The sequence below is a fragment of the Paenirhodobacter enshiensis genome (assembly GCF_000740785.1).
GTDB classification, from domain to species: domain Bacteria; phylum Pseudomonadota; class Alphaproteobacteria; order Rhodobacterales; family Rhodobacteraceae; genus Rhodobacter; species Rhodobacter enshiensis.
On the sequence record NZ_JFZB01000045.1, the window covers coordinates 15,535 to 36,738 of the forward strand.

The following is a 21,204-nucleotide window of genomic DNA, read 5'->3' on the forward strand; positions in this document are numbered from 1 at the left end:
TTTCGCGGCAGCGCAAGGCTGCCTGCCACCGAAAATCCTTGAATTGCTGCGGTGCAGCATCTAGCACTGGATCCGAGGCGGGACCGACGGATCCGCCGCAGCCGGAGCGTTCGATGACTCACCCCTGGGACTTCGCGCGGCTTCTGCCCGGTGCCGTGGCGGCACAGGCGGGCAGGGCGGGCGCCTGAAACCATGACGAACACGCAGCTATCAGCGGCCCCGCACTCTGGCGCCGCATCCGAACCCGATTTCGATATACCGCACGCTGCTCGCACGGCCGGGGGGGCGTTGCCCCTGCAGATCAAGCGTTATGCCAGCCGGCGGCTCTACAACACCGAAAGCAGCGATTATGTCACGCTCGACGATATCGCGCGGGTGATCTCGGGCGGGCGCGAGGTGCAGATCGTCGATCTGAAGACCGGCGACGATCTGACCCGGCAGTATCTGCTGCAGATCATCGCCGAGCATGAAAGCGGCTCCGATTCGCTGCTGCCGCTCGAGGTGTTGACGGAACTGGTGCGCAGCTATGCCGACCGGGCGCAGGCGGTGGTGCCGCAGTTTCTGGCGGCGTCGTTCCGGATCCTGCGCGAGGGCGTCGTGGCCGAGGAAACGCCGGCACAGGTAGCGCCGGCCCCGGTCGAGGCCCCCTCTGCCGAGGCCGAGGCAGCGGCCTTGCAACGGCGTCAGCAGGCCTTTCTCGAAACCCTGCTGACTGGCTGGGGTCGGACCCCCGAGGCCGACCGGGCCCCCGAGGAACGCGAACCCGTCAGCCTGCGCGCCCGCGAGGAGCTTGACGAGATCAAGAAGCAACTCGCCGAACTGCAAAGCAAGCTCGCGAGCCTGTAGCCGGCGGGCGCGTCCGGTCCTGTCTCAGAGGCCGTAGCGGCGGAGCGCGAGTTCGTAAAGCGAGCCGGGTTCCGGCCGGGCGGGATCGAATCCCTGCCGGCGCACGCCCGAGGTGATGAAATGCAGCATCTCGATCCGGGCCGGGTCGACAGTGGCGGCGCTGTTCGCGGCCATGATGTTCTCCGCCCCCTCGATGAAGCGGGCGGGGTCGTGGTGGACGTAGGCGGTCAGGTTCAGCCGGGCGGTCTCGCGTTTCAGCACGGCCATGCCGAAGGCCCCCCAGCGAAACCGCGACAGCGCCCAGTGTCCGCTCAGCGCCCGGCGCAGCGTCAGTCGCACCGCGCTGTGCCAGGGCACGAATCGCAACAGCCGCGCGGGATGGGCGAAATAACCGCACAGCGCGCGGGCCAGATCGGAGTCGGGCGGATATTTCAGCACGCAGTTGTTGACCATCTCGCCATAATTGCGATGCGGTCCGCCGAGGAAGAAATACGCATCCGCACTGTCGAACGGGCGCATCAGCGCGATGTCTGTATCAAGCCAGACCTTGCCGGTGCGCGCGAGCATCTCGATGCGGAACCAGTCGGCGAAGGTCGCGTAAGAGCCGGTCTTCTTGTAGGTGAAGATTTCGCGCGCGGGCAGGATCTGCGCCGCATCGGCGACCTCGACGCCCGCGGGCAGGCCTTCGGGGGCGGGGACATAGCTGTAAAGCGTCACCCGGTGCCCGTTCGCCACCATCGAGGCAAGGCACAGTCTTTCGATGGGGCCGAGCGCACCGCCGATCCAGAGCGTGCCGATCTCGGGCAGGGGGGCGGACATCGGAGCCTCGGACTTGAGAAGGAGAAACGGGCGGCGGCGGACCGCCGTGACAGGCGCATGGCGCGATGGCGCCGCGGCCCGATGGGCCGGCCCCGGATACCCCGGAGCCGGCGAAAGTCGCGGGTCAGCCGACGAAGGGGTCGGTGACAAGGATCGTGTCGTCGCGCTCGGGGCTGGTCGAGAGCATGGCGACCGGGCACTGGATCAGTTCCTCGATCCGGCGCACGTATTTCACCGCCGCCGCCGGAAGGTCGTTCCAGCTGCGCGCGCCATAGGTCGAGGTGTTCCAGCCCTCGAACTCCTCGTAGATCGGCTTCGCGCGTGCCTGCAGCGCCGACTGGATCGGCAGGTAATCGTAATGCGTGCCGTCGACATCGTAGCCGGTGCAGATCTTGATCGTCTCGAACCCGTCGAGCACGTCGAGCTTGGTCAGCGCGATGCCCTTCATCCCCGAGAGCGCGCAGGTCTGGCGCACCAGAACCGCATCGAACCAGCCGCAGCGACGCTTGCGCCCGGTGACCACGCCGAATTCACGGCCGCGCTCGCCCAGCTTCTCGCCATCGGCGTCGAACAGCTCGGTCGGGAAGGGGCCGGCACCGACGCGGGTGGTGTAGGCCTTGACGATGCCGAGCGCGTAATCGACCGCGTTCGGCCCGAGGCCGGTGCCCGTCGCCGCCTGACCCGCGATCACGTTCGAGGAGGTGACGAAGGGATAGGTGCCGAAGTCGATGTCGAGAAGCGAACCCTGCGCGCCCTCGAACAGGATGCGCTTGCCGGCGCGGCGCTGTTCGTCGAGCACCTTCCACACCGGCTGGGCGAATTTCAGGATCTCCGGCGCGATCTTGCGCAGCTCGCTCAGCAGCGCCTCGCGGTCGACCGGTTCGAGGCCGAGGCCGGCGCGCAGCGCGTTGTGATGCACCAGAGCGCGATCGACGCGGGCGACCAGCGTTTCCTCGTCGGCGAGGTCGGCGACGCGGATCACGCGCCGGCCCACCTTGTCCTCATAGGCCGGACCGATGCCGCGCCCGGTGGTGCCGATCTTGTTGCCCGAGGCCTGCGCCTCGCGGGCGCGGTCAAGCTCGCCGTGGAACGGCATGATGAGAGGCGTGTTCTCTGCCACCATCAGATTCTCGGGGGTGACGTTCACGCCCTGCTCGCGGATCGAGGCGATCTCCTTCAGCAGGTGCCAGGGATCCAGCACCACGCCGTTGCCGATCACGCTCAGCTTGCCGCCGCGCACCACGCCCGAAGGCAGCGCGTTCAGCTTATACGTCTTGCCCCCGATCACCAGCGTGTGGCCGGCGTTGTGACCGCCCTGGAACCGCGCGATGACATCGGCGCGCTCGCTGAGCCAGTCGACAATCTTACCCTTGCCCTCATCGCCCCATTGGGCGCCGACGACGACCACATTCGCCATGTTATGCTCCTCAGGCCAAACCCGGCGCTGTATAGCCTGTGGAGCCCGGGCAGGAAACCGCCTTTTTCCGAATGCCGGATCTGGCGAAAGGGCGAACTCGGGGGGTTGCAGCCCCGGACCCATGCGAATAGATAGGCGTGTCACTGCGGGAAAATGGCCGTCCATGGAAAACATCGTCCTCTCCATCCACCTGATCCTTGCGCTGGTTCTGATCGGCGTCGTGCTGCTGCAGCGCTCCGAGGGCGGTGGCCTCGGGATGGGCGGCGGCTCGGGCTCGGGCGGCGGCGTGATGACCGGGCGTCAGGCAGCGAATGCGCTGACCAAGCTGACCTGGATCATCGCCGGGCTGTTCATCGTGACCTCGATCACGCTGACGGTTCTGGCCACGCGCGGCAACGGGCGGGGCTCGATCCTCGACCGCTTCGCGCCCACTGCATCGCAGAACGGGTCCGCCCCGGTGCCGAACGTCGAGCTGCCTCCGGCAGCCAGCGGAACCGCTGCGCCCGCGACTCCGCCGGCCGCAGATGCGCCGGTGACGCCGCCGGCCGCGAACTGAGATCGGCTACAGACCGGCCCAGAAATGGTGCCGGTCTTCTTCTAAATACCAAAGTTTAGCGGGGCGGTTGCGGGCACGCCACGAATCGGTTAGATATTGAGTCCCGTGGTCCTGAATTTCGATTCAGGCGTCAGTCTGCTATTTTCTGAGCACGGGGGCTTCCATGGCACGATATGTCTTCATTACCGGCGGTGTGGTATCATCGCTTGGCAAGGGGCTCGCCTCCGCGGCGCTTGGTGCGCTTTTGCAGGCGCGCGGCTTCTCGGTCCGGCTGCGCAAGCTGGACCCCTATCTGAACGTCGATCCCGGCACGATGTCGCCGTTCGAGCATGGCGAAGTCTTCGTCACCGACGACGGGGCGGAAACCGACCTCGACCTCGGCCATTACGAGCGCTTTACCGGCGTTTCGGCGCGCAAGACGGATTCGGTCTCCTCGGGGCGGATCTACAAGAACGTCCTCGACAAGGAACGCAAGGGCGCCTACCTCGGCAAGACCATTCAGGTCATCCCTCACGTTACCAATGAAATCAAAGACTTCCTCTCTATCGGAGAGGATGAGGTCGATTTCATGCTGTGCGAGATCGGCGGCACCGTCGGCGATATCGAGGGTCTGCCGTTCTTCGAGGCGATCCGTCAGTTCGCGCAGGAGCGCCCGCGCGGCCAGTGCATCTTCATGCACCTGACGCTGCTGCCCTATCTGGCGGCTTCGGGCGAGCTGAAGACCAAGCCGACGCAGCATTCGGTGAAGGAGCTGCGCTCGATCGGTCTGCAGCCCGACGTTCTGGTCTGCCGCTCCGAGCATCCGATCCCCGACAAGGAACGTGCCAAGATCGCGCTGTTCTGCAACGTGCGCCCGGATGCGGTGATCCCCGCCTATGACCTGAAGTCGATCTACGAGGCGCCGCTGGCCTATCACCGCGTCGGTCTGGATCAGGCGGTTCTGGATGCCTTCGGGATCTCGCCCGCGCCGAAGCCCGACATGAGCCGCTGGGAAGACGTGATGGACCGGCTGACCAATGCCGAGGGCGAGGTCCGCGTCGCCATCGTCGGCAAGTATGTGCAGCTCGAGGACGCCTACAAGTCGATCGCCGAGGCGCTGACCCATGGCGGCATGGCGAACCGCGTCAAGGTGAAGGCCGAATGGATCGACGCCGAGATCTTCGAACGCGAAGACCCGGCGCCGCATCTGGAAAGCTTCCATGCGATCCTGGTTCCGGGCGGCTTCGGCGAGCGCGGCACCGAGGGCAAGATCCGCGCCGCTCAGTATGCGCGCGAGAAGAAGATCCCCTATCTCGGGATCTGTCTCGGGATGCAGATGGCGGTGATCGAGGCGGCGCGCCATCTGGCGGGCATCAACGACGCGGGGTCGGAGGAATTCGACCACGAGGCCGGTAACGAACGCTTCACCCATGTCGTCTATCACCTGAAGGAATGGGTGCAGGGCAACCACCGGGTCGAACGCTCGATCGAGGACGACAAGGGCGGCACGATGCGTCTTGGCGCCTATACCGCCGTGCTGAAACCCGATTCGAAGGTGGCCGAGGTTTACGGCGAGACCACCATCGAGGAGCGTCATCGCCATCGTTACGAGGTCGATATCCGCTACCGCGACAAGCTGGAGGCCTGCGGGCTGGAGTTCTCGGGCATGTCGCCCGACGGCCGCCTGCCGGAGATCGTCGAGCACAAGGATCATCCGTGGTTCATCGGCGTGCAGTTCCACCCCGAGCTGAAGTCGAAGCCCTTCGCGCCGCATCCTCTGTTCGCGGGGCTGATCAAGGCGGCAAAGCAGCAAAGCCGGCTGGTCTGAGCCGGCCGGAGGGGGGCTGCGCCAGGGCGCAGTCTCCTCCGGGATCGGTCGCCGGATTATCCGGCGAACGCGGCCCGCAGAGAGGGCCAGCAACCGGCGCGGCTCACACGTCAAGTTGTTCGCCGGTCTTCCGGATTTCAGATCCGGGGGACGGCTGCGCGGGAGTATACCCGCTCCGAATCCTGTCGGAGGTTGCGGTATGCGCAGGTCCACCCATTTCCTGATCCGGGCCGGAGGGGTTGCGGCCCTGCTCTGTGCCGCGGGTTGTGCGCCCCCGCCTCCGGCCTATGCGCCGGTCAGCGGCGCCTGTCAGGGCGTGGGGGCCAATACCGGCGGCGGTGCCGTTCTGGGGGCGATGGCGGGGGCGGCGATTGCCGACGCCGGGCGCCATCCGGGCCCCGGGCCGCAGGGCATCGACCCGGTGAGCGGCGCGATCATCGGCGGCATCGCCGGCGGGATGATCGGAAATGCCATCGACAATCAGGGCTGCGTGCCGCGCGCGAGCTATGCCGCCAGCACCGAAGTGGTGGTCGGCACGCCCGCGCCGTATTACTACGCGCCGGCCCCTTACTACTATGCGCCCTATTACGCCCCGCCACCGCGTCCATGGGGCTGGGGACCGCGTCCGGGGCCCTGGGGCTGGGGTGAGCGCCATGGTCCGGAGGGCTGGGGTCCGCACGGCTATCGGTGAGAGAACGCGCACCTGCGGCGCCCGCATTCGCCCCCGGGGGCCTGTCCGGCCATCGCCCGAATTGACGAAAGGCACGTGACGCGCCCCCTTCGCCCGCCCCTTGCCGCGCGCATGAGCCCCGGGGCTGGACAAACGCAGGCCTTTCGTGCGATGGAACGCGCCCCTTGTTTCAGGAGTTCGTCCCATGCGCCCCGGCCCCCGGTCCCGGATCCTCACCCGTCGTGCCCTTGGCGGCTGGCTGGCCAGCCTCGCGGCTGCGGCTGGCCTGCGCCCGGCTGCGGCGGAGGCCGCGGCTCAGGCCCCGTTGCCCGGCGAGTCCGTGCTGGGCGATCCCGGCCTGCGCGAGGCGGCGCTGCGCGGCGTGGCACGGCGGCTCGGCTGTGCCGATCCTCTGGCCGCAGCCGAGGCGCGGGCGACGCTCGGCCGTCTGGCCGGGACCGACCCGGAGGCAGCCTGTCTGGTGCGCATCTACCGCGCCTTCGATGCGCCTTCGGCGACGGTCTGGCAGGCCGACGGGGCAGGCGTCGCGACCGATACCCTCGCCCTGTTGCACGCCGCGATCCGCGACTGCCGGCCGGTGGCCTTCGGCTATACCGATCTCGCCGGGGCGCGGACCCACCGCCGGGTGCGGCCTCTGGCGCTTGCCTATCCGCCGCAGGGGATGAAGCTGCTGGCGTGGTGCGAGACGCGTCAGGCGTCGCGTCAGTTCTTCGTTCGGGCGATCTCGGGGCCGCAAGTGTGCACGGGCGGATTTCGCTCCGGGCGGCGGGCCCTTCTCGAACAGCTTGCAGCCGAGGCCGGTCCGGAGCCGAACTGGTCGTGAGCCATGAAAAAAGGCCGCCCCTTCGGGCGGCCTTTCTTTTCGGAACGGGCGGGCCGATCAGCCGGCCAGCGCCTTGTTCAGATATTCGTCGACCTTCTCGAGGTAGCCCATCGTGGTCAGCCACTTCTGGTCCGGCCCGACGAGGAGCGCGAGGTCCTTCGTCATGTGGCCGTCTTCCACCGCCTGAACGGTGACCTTCTCGAGCGTCAGCGCGAAGTTCATCAGCGCCGTGTTGTCGTCGAGCTTGGCGCGATGCTTCAGACCGCCGGTCCAGGCGAAGATCGACGCGATCGAGTTGGTCGAGGTCTCCTTGCCCTTCTGGTGCTCGCGGTAGTGACGCGTCACGGTGCCGTGGGCAGCCTCGGCCTCGACGGTCTTGCCATCGGGCGTCATCAGCACGGAGGTCATCAGCCCGAGCGAGCCGAAGCCCTGCGCGACGGTATCCGACTGCACGTCGCCGTCGTAGTTCTTGCACGCCCAGACGTAACCGCCCGACCACTTCAGCGACGAGGCGACCATGTCGTCGATCAGACGGTGCTCGTAGTGGATGCCGGCCTTCTTGAACTGCTCTTCGAATTCCTCGGCGTAAACCTTGGCGAACAGGTCCTTGAAGCGGCCGTCATAGGCCTTGAGGATGGTGTTCTTGGTCGACAGATAGACCGGAACGCCCCGCAGCAGGCCGTAGTTCAGCGAGGCGCGGGCGAAGTCCTCGATCGACTTGTCGAGGTTGTACATGCCCATCGCCACACCGGCGGCCGGCGCGTCGAACACGTCGTATTCCTGCACGGTGCCGTCTTCGCCCACGAACTTCATCGTGATCTTGCCCTTGCCGGGGAAGCGGAAGTCGGTGGCCTTGTACTGGTCGCCGAAGGCGTGACGGCCGACGATGATCGGCTTCGTCCAGTGCGGCACCAGACGCGGCACGTTCTTGCAGATGATCGGCTCGCGGAAGATCACGCCGCCGAGGATGTTGCGGATGGTGCCGTTGGGCGACTTCCACATCTTCTTCAGGCCGAATTCCTCGACGCGGGCTTCGTCGGGGGTGATGGTGGCGCATTTCACGCCCACGCCATACTGCTTGATGGCGTTCGCGGCGTCGATCGTCACCTGATCGTCGGTCGCATCGCGGTTCTCGATGCCGAGATCGTAATACTTCAGGTCGACGTCGAGGTAGGGAAGGATCAGCTTCTTCTTGATGAATTCCCAGATGATCCGGGTCATTTCGTCGCCGTCGAGCTCGACGACGGGGTTGGCTACCTTGATCTTGGTCATGGTCCCTCTCTCGGTTGGGTGACTCGTCGCCCGCGTCTTAGCGGATTTCGGACGGCGTTTCCAGATGTGTATGCGTTGGTATACTGCGCTTCGCGAGCGACGTGGCGGCGGCCCGCCTAGACCCCCTTGCCGCGAGCGGCGAACCAGGGCTCGACCCGGGCGCGCACCCGCGTCCACAGCCCCGGCAGGCCACGCGCGACCTTGGTGCCCACGCGCTCGTCAAGCTGGGGCAGGGTGACGTCATAGTCTATCCACGACCCGCCCCCGCCTTGCAGGTTCAGCAGCACCGGCTGCACCCGGTCGAGCGATTTCGCGAAGATCGCGGTCGGGGTTTCGGCGGCCTCGAATTCGCGCCAGGTGGCAAGCAGATCGGCCGCCAGATCCTCGGGCAACAGGCCAAAGATGCGTTCGGCGGCGCGGGCCTCGGCGGCCTGCACGGCGGCGCTGTCATGGGCGGTGCCGCCCTGCGCATGGATCGGCACGTCGCCGACGTCGATTTCCACGATGTCATGAACCAGCAGCATCCGCACCGCGCGCATCGCATCGACGCCGGGCCCGGCCTGATCGGCCAGCACCACGGCGTAAAGCGCCAGCGTCCAGCTGTGCTCTGCCGAGTTCTCGGGCCGCGACAGATCGGCGAGCGGCGTCGCGCGATAGACCGATTTCAGCTTCTCGATTTCGGCGAGAAAGTCGAGCTGACGGGTGACGCGGGCAGTATCGGCATCGGGCTCAGTCATGCCCACCGTCCCGTCCGGAATCGGGCGCCATCGCCTGCGCCATCCGCTCGTCGAGGAACCTGCGTCCGCGCCCGGCGGCCAGCATCAGCCGGCACGAGCTGAGAAACGCTTCCTGCATCGAGGGTGACAGCACGCCGATCGCCTTGCCGACCTCCAGATAAAGCCGGTCGTCGCCGGTTCTCTCCATCGCGGCCAGCGTATCGGCGGCCAGCTTGTCGGCAAGGTCCTCGGTCAGGGACATTTCAGCGCGATCCTTCCGTCAGGCGGCGACGCACATAGCCCTGAACGCTGTCGATCATCGGCTTCATGTGGGCCTCATCGTCCTTGAAGAAGTGATCGGCGCCCTCGATTTCCTCGTGGCTGATGGTGATGCCCTTCTGCTCGCGCAGCTTCGACACCAGTGTCGAGGTGTCCTTGGGCGGTGCGATCCGGTCGGCCGAGCCGTTGATGATCAGACCCGAGGAGGGGCAGGGCGCGAGGAAGCTGAAATCATACATGTTCGCCGGCGGCGCGACCGAGACGAAGCCGGTGATCTCGGGGCGGCGCATCAGCAGCTGCATCCCGATCCAGGCGCCGAAGCTGAACCCCGCGACCCAGCAATGCTTCGAGTTCGGGTTCATCGCCTGCAGGTAATCGAGCGCCGAGGCGGCATCCGACAGCTCGCCGATGCCTTCGTCATATTCGCCCTGCGACCGGCCGACGCCGCGGAAGTTGAACCGCAGCACCGTGAAGCCGATCTTGTGGAAGGCGTAATGCAGATTGTAGACGACGCGATTGTTCATCGTGCCGCCGAACTTGGGATCGGGGTGCAGGATAATCGCGATGGGCGCGTCGGGCATCGCCTGCGGGTGATAACGGCCCTCGAGACGACCTTCGGGACCGGGGAAAATGACTTCGGGCATCTTTTCTCGCGTAACTGTTCGTCTGACCGGAGCCCCCGCCGCTTGCTTGACGCAACCGGCGCGACACCCTAGGACGAAGACTGACCGGCAACAGGCCGGAGACATGGGTTCGAGTTAAGCGGCCCGGGGCGCGGCGTCAATGCAGGCAGCGCGTTTCGCGTCGGATTTAGCGGCGTCTCCGGCGGTGGCCGGGTGCCGGATCGGAGAGTGGACATGAAGCTTTCGACGAAGGGCCGATACGCGATGGTTGCTCTGGTCGATCTGGCGACCGTGCGCGAGGGGCAGATGACCTCGCTTGCCGAGATATCGAAACGGCAGGACATTTCGCTGCCCTATCTCGAACAGCTCTTCGTGCGGCTGCGCCGGGCGGGGCTGGTGGTGTCGGTGCGCGGCCCGGGCGGCGGCTACCGTCTGGCGCGCACCCCGGCCGAGATCCGCATCTCGGACGTGTTCGAGGCGGTCGACGAGACGGTCTCGGCGCTGCATGTGGGGGCGGGGGCGTCGGGTGGCATCTCGGGCAGCCGGGCGCAGTCGCTGGCGAACCGGCTGTGGGAAAGCCTCTCGGCACAGGTCTATGTCTTCTTGCACAACACGACGCTCGCCGATGTGGTCGGCAACGGGCTGAAACCCTGCCCGGCGGTGCCCTCGCTGTTCTCCGTCGTCGACGAGTGATCCGCGGCGCCGGACCCCGGGGTGGGGCCGGGCGCGTATCGGATCGGCGGGCTGAAATGCGGCGCGCCCGCGCCATGACCGGCGGGACGCGCGCGGGAGTGGGTTCATGAAACGACTGTATCTCGACTGGAATGCCACGGCGCCCCTGCGGCCCGAGGCCCGCGCGGCGATGGCCGATGCGATGGATGTGCTGGGCAATCCGTCCTCGGTCCATGCCGAGGGACGGGCGGCGCGCGCGCTGATCGAACGTGCGCGGGCGCAGATCCTTGCCGCGCTCGGGGCCGAGGGGCAGGATCTGGTGTTCACCTCGGGCTCGACCGAGGCTTCGGCGCTGGCGCTCGCCGGGCGCGATCTGCGCTGCGCCGAGGTCGAGCATGACGCGATCAAGGCCTGGTGCCGGCCCGATCTGCCGGTCGACGGTTACGGCCGGGTGACGGTCGACGATCCGGCCCGCACCGCGCTGCAACTCGCCAATCCCGAGACCGGGGTGATCCAGGATCTGCCCGAGGGGCTTGCCGTCACCGACCTTACGCAGGGCTTCGGCAAGATCCCCTTCGCCTTCAACTGGACGGGGGCGCGGGCGGGGATCGTCTCGGCGCACAAGCTGGGCGGCCCGAAGGGGATCGGTGCGCTGGTGCTGCGTCAGGGCGATGAGGTCGCGGCGCGGATGCGCGGCGGCGGACAAGAGATGGGACGCCGCGCCGGAACCGAAAATCTGATCGGAATCGCAGGCTTCGGAGCCGCCGCCGAGGCCGCCGCGCGCGACCTCGCGGAGGGGGTCTGGGAAAAAGTTGACGAAATTAGAAATATTCTAAAATCATCTCTGGAAGCGAGTGGCGAGACGCTCTATTTTCCGGGAAGCGAGACAGCGAAAGATCAGGCAGGCATCGCGGCGACGGCCGCGCCGAAGATGCTCCCCAACACGCTGTCGGTGATCGCTCCGGGCTGGAAGGGCGAGACGCAGGTGATGCGGATGGACCTTCTGGGATATGCGGTGTCGGCAGGTTCGGCCTGTTCGTCGGGCAAGGTCCGCGCCAGCCATGTGCTGACGGCGATGGGCTGGCCCGAGGATCAGGCGGGATGCGCACTGCGGGTCTCGATCGGGCCGGGAGTCGGGAAAGACGACGTTCTGCGCTTTGCCGAAGGGTGGCTGGGCGCACTCAGGAAACACCGCGCAAGACACTGACGCGGAAAGGAAAGACGGCTTTGGCAGAAGAACTCGACATCCGGGAAGGCGTGGACCGCGAGACCATCGAGACGGTCCGCAACATGGGCTCGTACAAATACGGCTGGGATACCGAGATCGAGATGGACCTCGCGCCCAAGGGGCTGAACGAGGACATCGTGCGGCTGATCTCGGCGAAGAACCACGAGCCGGAATGGATGCTGGAGTGGCGGCTGAAGGCCTATCAGCGCTGGCTGACGATGACCGCGCCGACCTGGCCGTTGCTGAAGCTGCCCGAGATCGACTTTCAGGACATCTATTACTACGCGCGCCCCAAGAGCATGGAGACCCGGCCGAAGTCGCTCGACGAGGTCGATCCGAAGCTGCTGGCGACCTATGAGAAGCTTGGCATTCCGCTGAAGGAGCAGATGCTTCTGGCCGGTGTCGAAACACCCGAGGGCGAGGCGCCGGAAGGCGAGCGTCGTCAGGTCGCCGTCGATGCGGTGTTCGACTCCGTCTCCGTCGGCACGACCTTCCGCGAGAGCCTGGCGAAGGCCGGGGTGATCTTCTGCTCGATCTCCGAGGCGATCCGCGAACATCCCGAGCTGGTGAAGAAATACCTCGGTTCCGTGGTGCCGCAGACCGACAACTTCTATTCGGCGCTCAATGCCGCGGTGTTCTCGGACGGGTCGTTCGTCTACGTGCCGCCGGGGGTGAAATGCCCGATGGAGCTGTCGACCTACTTCCGCATCAACGCCGAGAACACCGGGCAGTTCGAGCGCACGCTGATCGTGTGCGACAAGGGCGCCTATGTCAGCTATCTCGAAGGCTGCACCGCACCGAAGCGCGACACCGCGCAGCTTCACGCCGCCGTGGTCGAGATCGTCATCGAGGAAGATGCCGAGGTCAAATATTCGACCGTGCAGAACTGGTTCCCCGGCGACGAGGACGGCAAGGGCGGGATCTACAACTTCGTCACCAAGCGCGCGGATTGCCGCGGCGACCGCGCCAAGGTGATGTGGACCCAGGTCGAGACCGGCTCGGCGATCACCTGGAAATATCCGTCCTGCATCCTGCGCGGCAACGAAAGCCAGGGCGAGTTCTACTCGATCGCCATCGCCAACAACATGCAGCAGGCCGATACCGGCACCAAGATGATCCATCTGGGCAAGAACACGCGCTCGCGCATCGTGTCGAAGGGGATCTCGGCGGGCAAGGCGCAGAACACCTATCGCGGCCTCGTCTCGATCCATCCGAAGGCGGTGGACAGCCGCAATTACACCCAGTGCGACAGCCTGCTGATCGGCGACAAATGCGGCGCGCATACCGTCCCCTACATCGAGGTGAAGAACAACTCGAGCCGGGTCGAGCACGAGGCCACCACCTCGAAGGTCGATGACGAGCAGCTGTTCTATTGCCGTTCGCGCGGCATGGACGAGGAAGAGGCGGTGGCGCTGGTCGTCAACGGCTTCTGCCGCGAGGTGCTGCAGGCGTTGCCGATGGAATTCGCCATGGAGGCGCAGAGCCTCGTCGCGATTTCGCTCGAAGGCTCGGTCGGCTGAGCATGGCGGCCGAGGGGGCATATCCCGCGCCGGGCGCGGAAGGGGCGGCGATGCCGGCCCCGATGCCCGCTCCGGCGATGTCGGGGGGCGCTCCCGCTTCCGCGGCGGGCGGCCCCATGCCGAAAGCCGATGTGGCGCCGAAGCTGACCTTCCCCGAAGCCGAGGCGGATGCGCTGCGCGCGGCCTATGCCGAGGCGGATGTCATCCTCGAATACGGCTCGGGCGGCTCGACCGAACTGGCCGCGCGGATGCCCGGAAAGACCGTGTTCTCGGTCGAGAACAACGCCGGCTGGCTGCGCGGCATGAAGCGCTGGTTCGAGGCGCATCCGCCCGAAGCCGCGCTGACGCTGCATTACGCCGAGACCGGCAATTGCGGCGACTGGGGCTTTCCGCGCAACGCACGCCGGTTCCGGATCTGGCCGCTTTACGCCACCTCGGTCTGGGATCTGCCGGGCTTCGTGCATCCGGACGTCGTGCTGATCGACGGCCGCTTCCGCGCCGCCTGCTTCCTGACCACGCTGTTCCGGATCAGCCGTCCGGTGACCGTCCTGTGGGACGATTACGCGGGCCGCGACAGCTATCACGAGATCGAACAATTCTGCCCGCCCACGGGCATGATCGGCCGCATGGCCGTTTTCAACGCCGAGCCGACGCCGATACCGGCCGAGAAGCTGGGGCTCATCCTCACGACCTATCTGCGCCCCGAATGACGCGCGGAGGAAAGGACAAGATGCTGGAAATCAGGAACCTGCACGTCAAGCTGGAAGACCAGGACAAGGTCATCCTCAAGGGGCTCGATCTGACGGTGGAGTCGGGCTCGGTCCATGCGATCATGGGGCCGAACGGCTCGGGCAAGTCGACGCTGTCCTATGTGCTGTCGGGCCGCGACGGATATGAGGTCACCGATGGTTCGGCCGTTCTCGACGGTCAGGAGCTTCTGGACATGGAACCCGAGGCGCGCGCCGCCGCGGGTCTGTTCCTTGCCTTCCAGTATCCGGTCGAGATCCCCGGCGTGGGCAACATGACCTTCCTGCGCACCGCGGTGAACGCGCAGCGCAAGGCGCGCGGCGAGGAAGAGCTGTCCTCGACCGACTTCCTCAAGGAAATCCGTGCCAAGGCCAAGGCGCTGAAGATCGACGCCGAGATGCTGAAGCGTCCGGTCAACGTCGGCTTCTCGGGCGGCGAGAAGAAGCGCAACGAGATCCTCCAGATGGCGATGCTGGAGCCGAAGATGTGCATCCTCGACGAGACCGACTCGGGCCTCGACGTCGATGCGATGCGTCTGGTGGCGGATGGCGTGAACGCGCTGCGCTCGCCCGAGCGGTCGTTCATCGTCATCACCCACTATCAGCGGCTTCTCGACCATATCAAGCCGGACGTGGTGCATATCATGGCCGACGGCCGCATCCTGCAGACCGGCGGGCCGGAACTGGCGCTGGAAGTCGAGAAGAACGGCTACGCCGACATCCTCAAGGCGCATGGCATCGTCGCGGAGGAGGCATGATGGCCACACTCGACAAGGCGACGGCCCTCGATGCGCGACTGGCGCGTCTGAGCGTGCCGGCGGGCGGTTTCGCCGCCAAAGCCCGGCGCGAGGCGCTGGAGCGGCTGAGCGCGGCAGGCTTTCCCGGCCGGCGCGATGAATACTGGCGCTGGACCAATCCGACGGCCTTCGCCGCCCCGGAGCCCGCGCGCGCCGAGGTTCCGGCCGCGCAGCCCGAGATGTTCGACGGCTTCGGCCGGATCCGTCTGGTGTTCACCGATGGCGTCTTCGATGCCGCGGCCTCGGACGCGCTGAGCGGCGAAGAGGGGATCGAGATCACCCGCCTCGCCGAGGCGCCGGATGTGAACTGGGCCGCGTCGGTTTACGGAACGCTTGAGGCCGCAGGTCAGGTGCCGGTCCTGCGTCCCTTCGCCACGCTGAACACCGTGGCGGCGACGGACGGTCTGCTGATCCGCGTCACCGGCCGCGTCAAACGCCCGGTGAACGTGATTTATCGCCATAAATCAGAAGTTTCCGACCCGATCTTGCATCACGTGATCCGGCTGGAGCCGGGCGCCGAGATGACGCTGCTGGAGAACGGGCCTTCGGGCGCGCGCTTCAACAAGGTGATCGAGGTCGAAGTCGCCGAGGGCGCGCGCTTCCACCACATCCGCGCTCAGGGCCCCGACCACAAGCGTCAGGCGATCACCCATATCTTCGCGCGCATCGCCGAAGGTGCGCTGTTCAAGAGCTTCACCCTCACCGTCAACGGCCGGCTGACGCGCAACGAATGCGTGCTGTGGCTGGATGGCGACAACGCGGTCGCCCATGTGGCGGGCGCGGCGCTTGGCGATGGGGCGGATGGCGGGTTCCATCACGACGATACGGTCTTCGTCACCCATGACGCGCTCAACGGCGAAAGCCGGCAGGTGTTCAAGAAGGTGCTGAAGAACGCCGCCGTCGGCGTATTCCAGGGCAAGATTCTGGTGAAACCCGGCGCGCAGAAGACCGATGGCTATCAGATCAGCCAGTCGCTGCTTCTCGACGCGGCGAGCCAGTTCCTCGGCAAGCCGGAACTCGAGATCTATGCCGATGACGTGAAATGTTCGCATGGCTCGACCACCGGCGCGATCGACCCGACGGCGCTTTATTACCTGCGCTCGCGCGGCGTGCCGCTGGAAGAGGCGAAATCGCTTCTGGTGCTGTCCTTCCTCGCCGATGCCATCGACGAGATCGAGGATCCGGCGCTGAAGGACGAGATCGTCGCCCGGCTCGAAGCCTGGCTCGCGACGCATCGCGGCTGAAGATCCCTGCCGCCTGCGGGCGGCGCAAGCCCTTTGCCGTCCTCTGGCGGCGGGCCAACCTTTGCCGCCCTTCGGCGGTTTACTACCTTGCCGCCTCCGGGTGCCGGGGGCGGCTTTGAAATGAAGAGGCACAGATGACCTTCTCCGACCTTCGGCTGCTGATCCTGCGCAGCTTTACCCAGCCTCGCGACGTGGCCCGGGTGCTGATCGCGCTTCGGCTGCCGGCTCAGGCGCGCTGGACCGCGCTTTGTCTGGTGATGGTGCTGTCCTCGGTGCTGAGCCTGCTCGTAGAGCTGGTGATGCGCGGCGTGACCGGCGAGGCGGGCGAGGCGACCCCGGTCTCGACGATCCTGGTGATGACGGCGGTGCAGGGGGCGCTGATCCTCTACGGTGCCGCGGCGATGACGGTGCTCGGCCGGCAGGCCGGCGGGCAGGGGACCTTCGCCGAGGCGATGGTTCTGGTCAGCTGGGCCGAGTTCATCCTGATCCTCGGTCAATGCGTGCAGTTCGTGCTGATGCTGGTGGTGCCGCAGCTGACGATGATCGGGGCGGCGGCGCTGATCGCGCTGCTGTTCTACCTGCTGACGCAGTTCACCGCGGCGCTGCACGGCTTCACCAGCCTGATCAAGGTCGCGATGGCGGTGATCGCGGTGTTCTTCGGCACGGCGATGATCGCGGGAATGATATTTGTGTCGCTCGGCCTCGTGCCGGCGCAGATCTGAGAGGTGCGCCATGTATGACGTCCAAGAAGTCCGCAAGGACTTTCCGATCCTCGGCCGCAAGGTCAACGGCAAGCCGCTGGTTTACCTCGACAACGGCGCCTCGGCGCAGAAGCCGCGGGCGGTGATCGACGCGATCACCCAGTTCTACGAAAACGATTACGCCAACGTTCACCGCGGCCTGCATTACCTGTCGACCGTCGCGACCGAGCGTTACGAAGATGTCCGCCACAAGGTCGCGCGCTTTCTGAACGCCGGGTCCTCGGACGAGATCGTGTTCTGCACCGGCTCCACCGAGGCGATCAATCTGGTCAGCTATGCCTGGGCCGCGCCGCGGTTGCAGCCGGGCGACGAGATCGTGCTGAGCGTTCTCGAACATCACGCCAATATCGTGCCCTGGCATTTCCTGCGCGAGCGTCAGGGCGTGGTGCTGAAATGGGTGGACCCCGAGGCGGACGGCAGCCTCGATCCGCAGAAGATGATCGACGCGATCGGGCCGAAGACGAAGCTCGTCGCCGTCACCCATATGTCGAACGTTCTGGGCACCCATGTCGACGTCAAGGCGATCACCGAGGGCGCCCATGCGAAGGGTGTGCCGGTGCTGGTCGACGGCTCGCAGGGCGCGGTTCACATGCGCGTCGACGTGCAGGACATCGGCTGCGATTTCTACGCGATCACCGGTCACAAGCTTTACGGCCCCTCGGGGTCGGGGGCGATCTACATCCGTTCCGAGCGTCAGGCCGAGATGCGCCCCTTCCTCGGCGGGGGCGACATGATCGACACGGTGACGCGCGAGACCGTCACTTGGGCCCATCCACCGCTGAAGTTCGAGGCCGGCACCCCCGGCATCGTGCAGCAGGTGGGGCTGGGCGTCGCGCTCGATTACCTGACCGGGCTCGGGATGGAGAACATCGCCGCCCACGAAGCCGACCTGCGCGATTACGCGCAGGCGCGGCTGGACGGGTTGAACTGGCTCGATGTGCAGGGCCATGCTCCGGGCAAGGGGGCGATCTTCTCGATGACCATGCGCGGCGCCGGCCATCCGCATGACATGTCGACGATTCTCGACAAATGCGGGGTGGCGGTGCGGGCCGGCACACATTGCGCTATGCCGCTGTTGTCGCATTACGGGCTGACCGCGACGGCGCGGGCGTCTTTCGCGCTCTACAACACCCGCGACGAGGTCGACCGGCTGATCGAGGCGCTGGAACTGTGCCACGAGCTTCTGGGCTGAGAGGGCCGGTTGCGCCAGCCGGGTGCGATTGCCCGTTGCGGCGGCTGACAGGATCGTCTATTCAGTCGCCGTGACGCACTCGTAGCTCAGCTGGATAGAGCGCTGCCCTCCGAAGGCAGAGGTCGCGCGTTCGAATCGCGCCGAGTGCACCATATTCCCAATGACTTAGCATTTCGCCATTCTGGCATGTGCCAAGAAACTGCTTGGAAACCCCCGAAATCACGCTCGATTCATGGCTTCCGCTGTCGCTGCCTGGAATGCCGGCGAGTGATGGAAACAGACCTTCTCGAGAATGTCGACGGCCACGCCGAAGAAGGCGCTCTCATCGGCCAACGGGACACCGGCCTGCATCGCCCGGGTGATGGCGGTATGGCGCGGGGTGTGCGGCGTTGCCCCCTCGATCCCCGCGGCCTGACAGGCGCGCGCCCACGCCGGCTTGATGTCACCCACCCGGTCCCCGCGAAACTCGACTGCGAATCGTTGCCCGTGTGCCTGTAGGCGGCGCATGTGGCCGAGGAGCTTCGTCGGCATCGAACCGGCGTCTGACGCTTCTTCGTCACGCGGGCATCATCTGAGCGGCGGTAGAGCACGCCCTTGTCGCAGTCGATCCCGCCGCCCCGCGTGTGCAGTATGAACGCCAGCCCGAGGACCGCATCCTTGCGCGTGCCGGTGTAGAGGCCGATCAGGATGAAGTAGGCGAGGTGGCGCGATTGCGGTGGTCAGGGCCCGCGCATAGTCAGCCGGGGTCTGGTAGCCAAGGCTGAATGCGGACGCTCGGTGTTGTAACCGGCAGCCCCGGCGGCGATCAGATGGCGCGCATGAGCCAGGTTACGGAACATGGTCTCGTTGAGCAGCTCGTCCCGCATCCTGCCGTTGAAGCTCTCGACGAAACCGTGTCTCGCATGGGCTTACCCGGCGCGATGCTGAGCCATTGCGGCGCCATCGGTTCGAGTCGAATGGCGAATGAAGCGCCGCCCGCAGGCCAACTGGTCATGCACGAAGTCGAGCGACCAGCGCGCATTGGCCCGCGCCTCGATCAGGATCGGGGCCCTTGTGCCGATGGCTTTGCGTTTACGCACTGTTAATCATTCCTCCCGGTAAAGCCGGTAGATGCGATTGCTTCCCGACACCTCGCCCTCCCGCCTGAGCAGGACGAAGCGCCGCCGGTAGCCGAACCTGCGCCTCTCATTGGCCAGATCCCGCAGCCGACCGCGCAGAGCCGTGCCCGGCGCACGCTGCGACTGGTAGCGAACCATCTTGCGATCCGCCCCGGCAATCTCGCACGCCTGCCGCTCCGACAGCCCGAGATGGGCCTTCAGATGCGCGACAGCTTCGCGCCTCACGGCGGGCGTCACCGTTCGGGCATTCCCCGAACCGATGGCGGACCGCCCTCACTTTGGACAGCAGTTCCTTCATCGCGGCCATGTCGAGCATCCGCTCGTCCGCGAGCCTCGTTCGCTTCATTGTCCGTCCTCTGGTTGGGCCGGGCTCTAATCGACGTGGGGGAAAAAATCTCGGGGCAGGTCAAACCATATTGGGTGCACCAAAGGCGGCATGAACACCAAGTTGCACGCCGTAGCCGATGCCACGGGGCGCCTGATCGGGTTCTTCATGTCCGCGGGCCAAGTCAGTGATTACACCGGCGCGGCGGCGCTGCGGGGCAGTCTGCCGAAGACGGATTGGCTGCTGGCGACAGGGGCTATGACGCTGACTGGTTCAGAGAATCGTTCAAAGACAAGGGTATAAATGTCTCAATCCCCGGCCGTAAGTCCCGCAAGAAGGCGGCAAAATACGACAAGCGGCGCTACAAACGCCGCAACCGCATCGAGATCATGTTCGGCCGCCTGAAGGATTGGCGGCGGGTCGCGACCCGATACGACCGCTGTCCAGAGACATGCTTCTCCGCCATCCTGCTCGCCGCAACCGTCTTGTTCTGGCTGTGATCCACAACGAGTCCTGAGCCTAGCGCTGTCAGGGGCCCTTAGCTGTTCTCCCACGGCTTTCTCGACCTTCGCGAGGAAGACCTTGGTCGGCGACCTCGATGCGGTTTTCTATTGCCAGCCCCATCATGGTGGAGAGGACGCCGGCAACAGTTGGGCTACCGCCATAGTCCTTCGAGAAGTCCTCTATTGCAGCGGTCATTTGCGGGCTTTCATAGCGGTCTGGGTTCACCTCAGGGCAGCCATGTTCAACCAGTGCATTCTGAACCGCGATAAATGAGACCTAATCGGCAGCGAATGCTGTCCGCTGACATGGCGGCAACAACAAAAACCACTGAAACAAAACGAAACATCTGAAATCTCCTGTGCCCTGTAGCAGAAACGCAACGGGGCCTTTTGTATCCTTCAAGGAGTCGTGACCATGACCGATACCAGTTGATCCCCGCGTGTGCGGGGAACGGATTTTGACAGCACGGCACTGCACACACAATGTCGGTTGATCCCCGCGTGTGCGGGGAACGGGAGACCCACCGCCATAGGGGGTTCGATTTTTTCGGTTGATCCCCGCGTGTGCGGGGAACGGGCTCATAAACGGCTGCGTCGGGCCGGCCATACCGGTTGATCCCCGCGTGTGCGGGGAACGGATCGCCTCGCGGCCGGTCACCTCGACGGTGAACGGTTGATCCCCGCGTGTGCGGGGAACGGGACCCAGATGACTAGCTACTTCAAGATCACCGCGGTTGATCCCCGCGTGTGCGGGGAACGGAGTGCCTTTCGTGTCTCTCTATATCGTCAACTCGGTTGATCCCCGCGTGTGCGGGGAACGGAGCCCCTTGTCTACACAGGCAGGGGGCTTTCTCGGTTGATCCCCGCGTGTGCGGGGAACGGGAGAGATAACAACGATTGCCCTCTTGGAGACACGGTTGATCCCCGCGTGTGCGGGGAACGGGTTTGAAGTGTCCAGATGTCTGGTCTCCGATGCGGTTGATCCCCGCGTGTGCGGGGAACGGGGTGCCCTAGTAGGACAGGGCCTCAAGCCCATCGGTTGATCCCCGCGTGTGCGGGGAACGGCAGCTGATCGGCGGCGCGTTCGACGTCTCGGGCGGTTGATCCCCGCGTGTGCGGGGAACGGTTACTATGAACCTATCTAAGTTACCCAGTGACCGGTTGATCCCCGCGTGTGCGGGGAACGGTTAAGAGTCCTTTCTAAGTATCGCGTAAGCCTCGGTTGATCCCCGCGTGTGCGGGGAACGGT

General features: G+C 65.8%; 20 protein-coding genes, 1 tRNA gene, 2 pseudogenes and 1 CRISPR repeat array. Of the genes and pseudogenes, 15 read left to right on the forward strand and 8 right to left on the reverse strand.

Going from position 1 to position 21,204, the window contains the following annotated elements; all coding sequences use genetic code 11:
- Positions 1 to 288 precede the first annotated feature (288 nt).
- Positions 289 to 846 (forward strand): polyhydroxyalkanoate synthesis repressor PhaR, encoded by a 558-nt coding sequence (gene phaR, locus CG50_RS14385; protein ID WP_036639831.1) that lies wholly within the window; start codon positions 289 to 291, stop codon positions 844 to 846.
- Between the two features lie 24 nt (positions 847 to 870).
- Here phaR and CG50_RS16335 read toward each other — a convergent pair whose 3' ends face one another.
- Positions 871 to 1,665, reverse strand: coding sequence for a hypothetical protein (locus tag CG50_RS16335; protein WP_051910038.1), 795 nt, complete (start codon positions 1,663 to 1,665; stop codon positions 871 to 873).
- 124 nt (positions 1,666 to 1,789) lie between these two features.
- Positions 1,790 to 3,082 carry an adenylosuccinate synthase gene (locus CG50_RS14395; protein WP_036639832.1) on the reverse strand — a complete coding sequence of 431 codons (1,293 nt, stop codon included), beginning with the start codon at positions 3,080 to 3,082 and terminating at the stop codon, positions 1,790 to 1,792.
- 163 nt (positions 3,083 to 3,245) lie between these two features.
- Between CG50_RS14395 and secG the strand changes: the two genes are divergently transcribed.
- From secG to CG50_RS16345, 4 genes are all read left to right on the forward strand, one after another.
- Positions 3,246 to 3,638 carry a preprotein translocase subunit SecG gene (gene secG, locus CG50_RS14400; protein WP_036639833.1) on the forward strand — a complete coding sequence of 131 codons (393 nt, stop codon included), beginning with the start codon at positions 3,246 to 3,248 and terminating at the stop codon, positions 3,636 to 3,638.
- Positions 3,639 to 3,801: 163 nt separating this feature from the next.
- Positions 3,802 to 5,445 (forward strand): CTP synthase, encoded by a 1,644-nt coding sequence (locus tag CG50_RS14405; protein ID WP_036639841.1) that lies wholly within the window; start codon positions 3,802 to 3,804, stop codon positions 5,443 to 5,445.
- Between the two features lie 199 nt (positions 5,446 to 5,644).
- Complete coding sequence (locus CG50_RS16340) at positions 5,645 to 6,136, forward strand: hypothetical protein (protein ID WP_051910039.1); 492 nt, start codon at positions 5,645 to 5,647, stop codon at positions 6,134 to 6,136.
- Positions 6,137 to 6,320: 184 nt separating this feature from the next.
- Complete coding sequence (locus tag CG50_RS16345; RefSeq protein WP_051910040.1) at positions 6,321 to 6,959, forward strand: WYL domain-containing protein; 639 nt, start codon at positions 6,321 to 6,323, stop codon at positions 6,957 to 6,959.
- 57 nt (positions 6,960 to 7,016) lie between these two features.
- On the opposite strand, the gene CG50_RS14420 is transcribed toward CG50_RS16345, so the two are convergent.
- The 4 genes from CG50_RS14420 to CG50_RS14435 form a co-directional block, all read right to left on the reverse strand.
- Positions 7,017 to 8,231, reverse strand: coding sequence for an NADP-dependent isocitrate dehydrogenase (locus tag CG50_RS14420; protein ID WP_036639842.1), 1,215 nt, complete (start codon positions 8,229 to 8,231; stop codon positions 7,017 to 7,019).
- Between the two features lie 116 nt (positions 8,232 to 8,347).
- Positions 8,348 to 8,968, reverse strand: coding sequence for an HD domain-containing protein (locus CG50_RS14425; RefSeq protein ID WP_036639844.1), 621 nt, complete (start codon positions 8,966 to 8,968; stop codon positions 8,348 to 8,350).
- On the reverse strand, positions 8,961 to 9,209 hold the full coding sequence (locus tag CG50_RS14430) for a hypothetical protein (protein ID WP_036639846.1): 249 nt from the start codon (positions 9,207 to 9,209) through the stop codon (positions 8,961 to 8,963). Before CG50_RS14430 ends, CG50_RS14425 begins: the two co-directional genes overlap by 8 nt.
- Position 9,210: 1 nt before the next feature.
- Positions 9,211 to 9,870 (reverse strand): alpha/beta hydrolase, encoded by a 660-nt coding sequence (locus CG50_RS14435; protein WP_036639848.1) that lies wholly within the window; start codon positions 9,868 to 9,870, stop codon positions 9,211 to 9,213.
- 213 nt (positions 9,871 to 10,083) lie between these two features.
- Here CG50_RS14435 and CG50_RS14440 point away from each other — a divergent pair, with 213 nt between their 5' ends.
- The 9 genes from CG50_RS14440 to CG50_RS14480 all read left to right on the forward strand — a co-directional run bounded on the left by CG50_RS14440 (position 10,084) and on the right by CG50_RS14480 (position 18,161).
- Entirely contained in the window at positions 10,084 to 10,542 is a 459-nt protein-coding gene (locus tag CG50_RS14440) for a Fe-S cluster assembly transcriptional regulator IscR (protein ID WP_036639850.1), read from the forward strand.
- Between the two features lie 106 nt (positions 10,543 to 10,648).
- Entirely contained in the window at positions 10,649 to 11,728 is a 1,080-nt protein-coding gene (locus tag CG50_RS14445; RefSeq protein ID WP_036639853.1) for a cysteine desulfurase family protein, read from the forward strand.
- A gap of 20 nt (positions 11,729 to 11,748) precedes the next feature.
- Positions 11,749 to 13,269 carry a Fe-S cluster assembly protein SufB gene (sufB, locus tag CG50_RS14450; RefSeq protein WP_036639855.1) on the forward strand — a complete coding sequence of 507 codons (1,521 nt, stop codon included), beginning with the start codon at positions 11,749 to 11,751 and terminating at the stop codon, positions 13,267 to 13,269.
- Positions 13,270 to 13,385: 116 nt separating this feature from the next.
- Positions 13,386 to 13,979, forward strand: a complete 594-nt coding sequence (locus tag CG50_RS14455; protein WP_036639882.1) for a hypothetical protein — start codon at positions 13,386 to 13,388, stop codon at positions 13,977 to 13,979.
- 20 nt (positions 13,980 to 13,999) lie between these two features.
- Positions 14,000 to 14,773, forward strand: a complete 774-nt coding sequence (gene sufC, locus CG50_RS14460) for a Fe-S cluster assembly ATPase SufC (RefSeq protein ID WP_036639857.1) — start codon at positions 14,000 to 14,002, stop codon at positions 14,771 to 14,773.
- On the forward strand, positions 14,770 to 16,056 hold the full coding sequence (locus CG50_RS14465; RefSeq protein WP_036639859.1) for a SufB/SufD family protein: 1,287 nt from the start codon (positions 14,770 to 14,772) through the stop codon (positions 16,054 to 16,056). The genes sufC and CG50_RS14465 overlap by 4 nt, the downstream gene beginning before the upstream one ends.
- A 134-nt stretch (positions 16,057 to 16,190) precedes the next feature.
- Positions 16,191 to 16,778, forward strand: a complete 588-nt coding sequence (locus CG50_RS14470; protein ID WP_036639862.1) for a YIP1 family protein — start codon at positions 16,191 to 16,193, stop codon at positions 16,776 to 16,778.
- Positions 16,779 to 16,788: 10 nt separating this feature from the next.
- Complete coding sequence (locus CG50_RS14475) at positions 16,789 to 18,009, forward strand: cysteine desulfurase (protein WP_036639865.1); 1,221 nt, start codon at positions 16,789 to 16,791, stop codon at positions 18,007 to 18,009.
- A 75-nt stretch (positions 18,010 to 18,084) separates the two neighbouring features.
- A tRNA-Arg gene (locus CG50_RS14480) sits at positions 18,085 to 18,161 on the forward strand.
- 67 nt (positions 18,162 to 18,228) lie between these two features.
- Here the strand turns inward: CG50_RS14480 and CG50_RS16350 are convergent.
- Both CG50_RS16350 and CG50_RS16905 read right to left on the reverse strand, forming a co-directional pair.
- Complete coding sequence (locus CG50_RS16350) at positions 18,229 to 18,540, reverse strand: hypothetical protein (RefSeq protein ID WP_051910041.1); 312 nt, start codon at positions 18,538 to 18,540, stop codon at positions 18,229 to 18,231.
- Between the two features lie 198 nt (positions 18,541 to 18,738).
- Positions 18,739 to 19,470, reverse strand: a pseudogene (locus CG50_RS16905) (integrase core domain-containing protein); the annotation flags it as partial.
- Between the two features lie 57 nt (positions 19,471 to 19,527).
- Here CG50_RS16905 and CG50_RS14495 point away from each other — a divergent pair.
- Positions 19,528 to 19,952, forward strand: a pseudogene (locus CG50_RS14495) (IS5 family transposase); the annotation flags it as partial.
- Between the two features lie 429 nt (positions 19,953 to 20,381).
- Positions 20,382 to 21,203: direct repeats of the CRISPR family, unit length 29 nt; unit sequence CGGTTGATCCCCGCGTGTGCGGGGAACGG.
- Position 21,204: the final 1 nt, after the last annotated feature.